This is a genomic window from Martinezella sp. CNPSo 3795, assembly GCF_057784475.1.
On the sequence record NZ_JBXSOQ010000023.1, the window covers coordinates 22912 to 30352 of the forward strand.

Consider the following 7441-nt stretch of genomic DNA (forward strand, 5'->3'; position numbering starts at 1 on the left):
AGGCGATATCGTCAGTTCGCCTTCTTGGCCGAAACCTTGACGACCTTGGCTTTGGCCGGAGCCTGAGCAATGGTTGCCTTGCTGGCTGGTACATAGCCGGCGCCGATGTTGACGTTCAACCCGATATAATCGAGTGCACTCTGCTGCACGGCCTGTGCCAGGCTCTGCTGGGCAGCGGTCACGTTGCGCTGGGCATCGAGAACGTCGAGCAGCGAGGATGCGCCGTCCTTGTAGCTTGCCGTCGAGAGCTGCAGGGCTTCCTGGTAGGACTTGACCTGAGCCTGCAGCGCAGCGACCGTCTGTGCGTCGCGGGCAACGGCAGACAGGTAGTTTTCAACGTCTTCGATTGCCGAGCGTACCGTCGACTGCCAGGCGAGATAGTTTTCGCGGCTCGTCGATTCCGCACTCTTGACGCCAGCGCGCAGAGCGCCGCCGTCGAAGATCGGCAGGTTCAGCGCCGGGCCAAAGGACCAGGTGGTCAGGCCGCCGCTCGCCGACGAGGTATGGATATAGGTTGGCGAAATCGAGCCGCTGAGCGTGATCGACGGGAAGAGCTTGGCTTCGGCAACGCCGATCTGGGCCGTCGAAGCTGCGAGGGTGCGCTCTGCCACGCGAATATCCGGACGATTACGGATCAGGTCTGCCGGAACACCGCTGCGGACGCTGCCGCGGAAGATCGGCTGCCTGCCGCCGCCCTGCATCTGCGCGATGATCGTCGAGGAGGGAACGTTGAGCAGCGTTGCGATATGATGCACCTGCTGGCGGTAGCTGATTTCATAACCAGGTACCAGGGCCAGCGTCTGGTTGACGAGGCCTTCCGCCTGAACCACGTCGAGACGTGATGCCGCACCGGCTTCGAGCTGGAACTTGGTCAGCGAAAGCGTGTCGCGCCGCGACTTCAGGTTTTCCTGAGCGATCGAAATCAGGGCCTGGTAATAGCGGGCATTGACGTAGCTGTTGGCGAGATCCGACAGGAAGGCCAGGCGCTGGACGTCGACGGTCGAGTAGGCTGCGTCGAGCGAGGCGTTGGCGCTTTCCGTTGCACGGCGATACTGACCCCAGAGGTCGAGCAGCCAGGAAGCCGAAGCAGTGCCCGTCGTCGTGTTCCGTCGTCCAGCTGAGCTTGATACTCTCGAGCCACCCTTCTGGCCGCTGGTCGTGTTGTCGCCTGACACGGTGAGGCTCGGGAGGCCGCCTGCACCTGCCGTGACGACGGCAGCTTCTGCCTGGTTGATACGTTCCAGTGCCTGCTGGATGGTAAGGTTCTGGGCAAGTCCCTGTGCGGCGAAGGCATTCAGCTTGGAATCGCCGAAAGCGGTCCACCATTGCGAGCCGGCGATATCGCCGTTCGCCTTCGTACCGCCCTCCGAGAATTTGGCCGGGAGAGGCATTTCCGGTGGCTTATGGTCTGGGCCGCTGACGCAGCCTGCCAAAACAAGCAGCAGGGCGGGGGCGGCAGTACGAATGGAAACCATCACATTGTCCCACAATTCAATTTACTGATCAGTTTTTTTCGGGATCGACGTGACCCCATATGCTGGCGCTCCAGTCTTACGCAACACAAACAATGACCCGAAGCGGTCGGCGTCAATCTAGCAATGAGTTTTGCAATAGCACAGTGGCTTTTACGAATTCTCGGCTGCGAACATATGTGGGATCGGCCGAAATATCAGCGTGCCGTTAAAAAAAATCTAAGGTGTTGCAAAAAACATACCCTTTTGCACACCACTTAAGGATGCGACGCAGCCAAAAACCAACGCGCGCCGCAACTCTAGGGAGTTGCTTCGCAGAATCGCTCCAGTCAAAAGTCCGTTCGGACTGTCCTTACGGGAAGTAGCGTGCGAGGCTTGCGCGAACCCGGTCAAGCGGCGTCGCGCCGCGATCGTCAGGCACGAAAGACATGCCCGTGATTGCTTCATAGGCGCGGATATAGACTTTGGACGTCTGTTCGATGAGGTCGCTCGGAATCTCCGGAATCTCGTCCTTGTAAGGATCGCAGCGCTCGGTGACCCAGGCGCGGACGAAATCCTTGTCGAAGCTTTCGGGGCGCGCGCCCTTTTCGAATCTGTCCTCATAGCTGTCGGCCAGCCAGTAGCGGCTGCTGTCAGGCGTATGGATCTCGTCGGCAAGGATGATGGTGCCGTTGTCGTCGGTTCCGAATTCGTATTTGGTATCGACGAGGATCAGCCCGCGCTTGCGGGCGATGTCCTGCCCGCGTGCGAACAGGGCAAAAGCATAATGTGTCAGCGTTTGCCATTGCTCTTTTGTCAGAAGCCCGTGCTCGACAATCTGGGTCGGCGTCAGCGGCTCATCGTGGCCGCCGTCGAATTCCTTGCTCGTCGGCGTGATGATCGGCTCGGGCAGGATCTGGTTGTCGCGCATGCCATCCGGGAGCGTGATGCCATACATCTCGCGCTGACCCTTTTTATAGAGCGTCAGAACCGATGTGCCCGTGGTGCCGGCGAGATAGCCGCGAACGACGACCTCGACGGGCAGGATATTCAGCCGCTTTCCGACGACGACGTTCGGATCCGGATAGTCGATGACATGGTTCGGGCAGATATCGCGTGTCTGTTCGAACCAGTAGCGCGCCGTCTGCGTCAGCACCTGACCCTTGTAGGGGATGCAGGTAAGGATGCGGTCGAAGGCGCTCAACCGATCGGTGCTGATGATGATGCGGCTGCCATCGGGCAGATCATAATTCTCGCGCACCTTGCCGCGATAGTAGTTGGGCAATTCGGGGAAATGGGCTTCGGAGAGAATTCGCAACGCGTTCACCAACAGGCTCGTGCATCCGCACGGCGGATGCTTCTTGAGCGGACCCTTAGCGCATTGCAGCCGGAATCGGAACGGTTTTCACATATAATAATATGGAAACGGCTCCATTCGTCGGGTCGCGGGCGCGAAAAGTGTCAGCCCGGCCGGCGCCAGCAACCGTTTTCACCCTGCTCGAGGATCGGTGTCGAAAACACGCCGACGATCCTCTCGCTCCATCGCTTCCCGTTCAGATCGACACGACCCCGCCAGCGATCGGATTGCAGCATGGCCGCGCCGATCACGGCAGGCTCGATATCGCAGGACGCCAGGAGGGCTAGCCCGGAAACGATCGACGCGCCGCTGGAGATGACGTCGTCAATGAGCGCCACGCGCTTGCCTTGCAGCAATGGCAACATGCGCGGATCTATATAAAGACGCTTTTCCTGGTTCGGCGTGGTGATGGAGGAAAGCGCGACCGACAGTTCGTCGCGATACCAGAACTTGCGCGATGTCCCGAGCGGCACGTAACGCGCATGGCCAAGCGCGCGGGCAACTGCTGCTGCCAGCGTCAGGCCGAGGGTCGGCAAGCCGGCGACGACATCGATATCATAAGCTGCTATCCGCTCCGCAAGCGCCTCCGCCAGAGCTTCCAGCACGGTGAAGCTTGCCTGATTGACGATCAGCGATGCCAGCGCATGTTCGCCATCGGCAAGCACCCGGATCGGCAGACGCAGCTGACGCGCGTCCGGCAATTCGGCGACATGAAAATCCGCGCGCTCCGCCATGGGATCGAACGTGTCAGGCGCATGCAGCTCCTGCCAGAAGTCATGGGGTTGCATGGCAGCCTGCCTCTATCTGTTGATCTTCATTCCTGCGCGCCGGTGCAACCCGAGGATCTCTGCCTCGGTCAGGGCTCTAACGGCCCCCTTCGGCAGATCGCCGAGCGCGATATCGCCGAAGGCGACGCGCACCAGCCGCAGGCATTCGATGCCGAGCGCCTCGAGCATGCGCCGTATCTGACGGTTGCGACCCTCCTTCAGCTCCACCTCGATCCAGCCATTGCGATCGCCGCTGCGCAGGAGGCGGGCGGAACTGGCGGTCAGCAGTTCGCCATCGTCGATGATGCCGCGCTCCATGCGCGAAAGCTGCTCGTGATCCATGATCCGGTCGACCTGCACATGATAGGTCTTGCCGACATGGCTCACCGGATCGAGCAGAGCCTGCGCCAGTACCGTATCATTGGTAAAGAGCAGCAACCCCTCGCTCGCCTTGTCCAGTCGCCCGACCGGAGCGAGGTGGCGGGCATCGATCTCCTTCAGGCAATCATAGACCGTCGGCCGCCCTTCAGGGTCATCGCGGGTGGTCACCAGCCCGCGCGGCTTGTTCAGCATGAAATAGAGTTTTTTCTCCGCAGCGATTTCCGTGCCGTCGACCGCGAATTTCGAATGTTCGAGATCGACCCACATGGCAGGATCTGACACTTTGCGCCCGTCCACGCTCACGCGGCCGGCCGTGATCAGCGCCTCTGCCTGGGTGCGGGAGCAATAGCCGAGCTTGGAAAGCGCCCGCGGCAAGGTCACGCGCTTGCCCTCTGGCTCCGGCCTGCCTTTCGCCGCCCTGCCGGATCTCTGCGGTGATTGCCGTTGGCTCACCCGTATTGCCTCATGTGCTTGTTGCCGTGGCCCGGCATGGAGCCGGTGGAGCACAATCCTTTCGCATGGCAGCGAACCGGACGCAAATCGCATTGTCGAGGCAGGATCGGAAAGGCCGGTCTGAAAGGCAGACAGGGCTCGCATTTCATGGATGCGAGCCCTGTCGCGGACCGGAGCGGGCGATGGGGTCGGGTAGACGGCAACGTGGCTGCCGCCATTCGCTCCGGAGGGATCGCGGTTGCAGAGAAACTGCACTGCTTCTTTTGCTGGGATTTTTCAAAAGAAGGGAAATTTGTTACAGTTTGTAACGCAGGCCGTTTCCCTGTTGCCAAGACCGCCTCTCGCCCCGCATGGAAGAGCCATGGTTTCCGCATCGCTGCTTCTGGTCGAGGACGACCGCGAGATTAGGGCGCTCCTGGAAGAGTTCCTGAGCCGTGAGGGTTTTTCCGTGCAGGCGGCCGACAGCGCCGCTGCCATGGATCGCCTTTTGTCCAAGGGCTTTCCTGATCTGATTATCCTCGATCTGATGCTGCCCGGCGAAGACGGCCTGTCAGCATGCCGTCGTATCCGCGCCCGCAGCAAGGTACCGATCCTCATGCTGACGGCGAAAACGGAAGATATAGACCGCATCCTCGGCCTCGAAATGGGGGCCGACGATTATCTCGGCAAGCCTTTCAATCCGCGCGAGCTCCTGGCGCGCATCCGCGCCATCCTCCGCCGTTCCGGCCCGGAGCGGCCGGAAGATATCAGCCGTCCGTCGAGGAGAAAGAGCTTTGCGGGGCTGACGGTCGACCTTGATGGCCGGGTGATCGAGATGGACGGTGAGCGCGTCGTGCATCTGACGACGGCCGAATTCGATCTGCTCGTCTGCTTCCTCGAAAGGCCCCGCCGTGTGCTGTCGCGTGAGCAACTGCTCGATTGGACGCGCGGCCGCGGTGCCGATCCTTTCGATCGCACCATCGATGTCACAGTCTCCCGCTTGCGCACCAAGCTCGGCCATTGTCTGCCCGATGGCGCCCATATCATCACCACCGTGCGCAACGCCGGCTATCTCCTCACAATGGACGTGAAAGATGTCTGAGCCATGCTGAAACTCGGTCTCGTCGCCCGCATCATCATGATCGTCGCCGTGGCATTGTTCATTATCCAGCTTGCGGCTTTCGTTGCCGCGCAGCTCAAGCCGGATACGCCATTCAATCCGGAACTGTCGCCGGCCATGCAGGTCAAGACGGCGGTCCGTCTTCTCGATGCCGTTCCGCCTGAGGCGCAGCCGATCGCCGTGCGGGCGCTGCATGCCAATGGTTTGGCGATACGGCTTGCCGATGCGCCGGCAGCCGGTGAGAAGAGCGAGACTTCGGATCTGACGCTTACCGGCAAGCTGGCGCGTGAATTCGTCAACATCGCCTTCGGCAACCGCTACTTCAACATGCGCTCGCTGTCGGAAAGACCGCAGGGCTGGTTCTCGGTCGGTGCGCCGGACCGGATCATGGAAGTGTCGATCGGCGTCGCCGGCGGCAAGATTGCGGTCTTCAATCTTCCCGAGACCCCGACCGTGCGATTGCGCGGAATTCCCATCGGCCTTATCTCGGGCATTCTCGGCATGCTGGTCGCAGTCATCGCCATTGCCGCGGTGGCGCGCGAAACCCGGCCCTTGACGCGCCTGTCGCGAACCGTCAACTCGATAGGCAATGGTCTGCAGCCGGTTCATATTCCTGAAAGAGGCGCCTGCGAGCTGCGCATGCTGATCAAGGCGATCAACGCCATGCAGCTGCGCATCGCCGCCCTGGTCAGTAATCGTACCCTGATCCTCGGAGCGATCTCGCATGATCTGAGGACCTATCTCACCCGCTTCCGCCTGCGCATGGAAATGATGCCGGACACGCCGCATCGAGAGCGGGCGATCGCGGATGTCGAGGCCATGCAGCGGCTGGTGGAGGATGCGCTCGGCTTTGCCCGCAGCACCGTCGTTTCGGAAGGCAAGACCATCGTCGATCTCGATGCGGCCATTCGAGGTCACCTTGCGGAGCGGCAGGACGGGCAGGGCCTCGCGGGTTTTGCGCCGATCGGGCAGCCGATCGGCGTGACGATGACCGAGACCGCTCTGGTACGGGTACTCGACAATCTTATCGACAATGCGCTGCGCTATGGTGGCCGGGCCGATATTGTCATCGAGTGTCGTGGCGACCACGCCGCCATCGTTGTCGGCGATCGCGGACCGGGCATCCCGGAAGAGCGACGCAAAGAGGTCCTCGAACCCTTCGTGCGGCTGGAGGAATCGCGCAATCGCGATCTCGGCGGCAGCGGGCTCGGCTTGGCGATCGTCCGCCAGATTCTCGATGCGCATGGCGGCACACTCTGTCTGGAAGACCGCGAAGGAGGCGGCCTGAATGCCGTCGTCCTGCTGCCGCTGGCGGTAATGGAAAAAAGAGCGGCCTGAAGACAGGCGTCGCTTAAGTGTCGATCGCGCCCGGGCACGATCGACGCGTTATGCAAGGCGGCCCGCTCAATGGCAGGTCAGGAAGCTCTGCAGCTCTTGCCGGCTCAAGACAATGCCAGCCGCCGCCTTCTGCGGATCAGGATGCGTATAGGTGAAGCTCGGCAGGTCGGGCAGATCCAATGCCTGGCGCATGCTCATAATACCGAGCGCACGGCGGCCATTAGCGCTGTCGAAGCTGACTTCGATAATGCTTTCCGGTCTTGTAGTATGCATTGTTTCCTCCCTTCCCCTTTATATCTAGCCTCAACCATAGCAGAAACCTTAGGGAAAATCTTGGTTTTTCTGAGGCTTGCGGTCGAGGGGTTTGCCCCGGAAACCCGATCTGTCGTTCGGTTGCTTGTAAGGAAGGGCTTTAATGGATGCGTAGGGCGCATAATAGGGAGAACGTCTTCAGATTCTGACGCCAGAGCAAAATTTGACCTTCCGGACAAGATTTTTGCAGCTTTTGAGGCAAAAACCACCTGTTTTCCGTCGCGCCCCACAAATCCGCTTTTTAATTCAATCGCTTACAAAAATGTCAGAATTTTTACAGCAT

General features: G+C 60.6%; 7 protein-coding genes. 2 read left to right on the forward strand and 5 right to left on the reverse strand.

Features of this window, described 5'->3' with window-relative positions; translation table 11 throughout:
* Window positions 1–11: 11 nt before the first annotated feature.
* The 4 genes from AC13QY_RS31530 to AC13QY_RS31545 form a co-directional block, all read right to left on the reverse strand.
* Window positions 12–1475: an efflux transporter outer membrane subunit gene (locus tag AC13QY_RS31530; RefSeq protein ID WP_113330942.1), complete on the reverse strand. Its 1464-nt coding sequence runs from the start codon at window positions 1473–1475 to the stop codon at window positions 12–14.
* Between the two features lie 349 nt (window positions 1476–1824).
* Window positions 1825–2769 carry a phosphoribosylaminoimidazolesuccinocarboxamide synthase gene (locus AC13QY_RS31535; protein WP_069615329.1) on the reverse strand — a complete coding sequence of 315 codons (945 nt, stop codon included), beginning with the start codon at window positions 2767–2769 and terminating at the stop codon, window positions 1825–1827.
* Window positions 2770–2912: 143 nt separating this feature from the next.
* Window positions 2913–3596 (reverse strand): phosphoribosyltransferase, encoded by a 684-nt coding sequence (locus AC13QY_RS31540; protein ID WP_113330910.1) that lies wholly within the window; start codon window positions 3594–3596, stop codon window positions 2913–2915.
* Between the two features lie 12 nt (window positions 3597–3608).
* Entirely contained in the window at window positions 3609–4409 is an 801-nt protein-coding gene (locus AC13QY_RS31545; protein WP_113330941.1) for a pseudouridine synthase, read from the reverse strand.
* Window positions 4410–4770: 361 nt separating this feature from the next.
* Here AC13QY_RS31545 and AC13QY_RS31550 point away from each other — a divergent pair, with 361 nt between their 5' ends.
* Window positions 4771–5490, forward strand: coding sequence for a response regulator (locus AC13QY_RS31550; RefSeq protein ID WP_092720253.1), 720 nt, complete (start codon window positions 4771–4773; stop codon window positions 5488–5490).
* A gap of 3 nt (window positions 5491–5493) precedes the next feature.
* Window positions 5494–6846 (forward strand): ATP-binding protein, encoded by a 1353-nt coding sequence (locus AC13QY_RS31555; RefSeq protein ID WP_113330909.1) that lies wholly within the window; start codon window positions 5494–5496, stop codon window positions 6844–6846.
* A 66-nt stretch (window positions 6847–6912) separates the two neighbouring features.
* Here the strand turns inward: AC13QY_RS31555 and AC13QY_RS31560 are convergent, their stop codons facing one another.
* Window positions 6913–7119: a hypothetical protein gene (locus AC13QY_RS31560; protein WP_092720247.1), complete on the reverse strand. Its 207-nt coding sequence runs from the start codon at window positions 7117–7119 to the stop codon at window positions 6913–6915.
* Window positions 7120–7441: the final 322 nt, after the last annotated feature.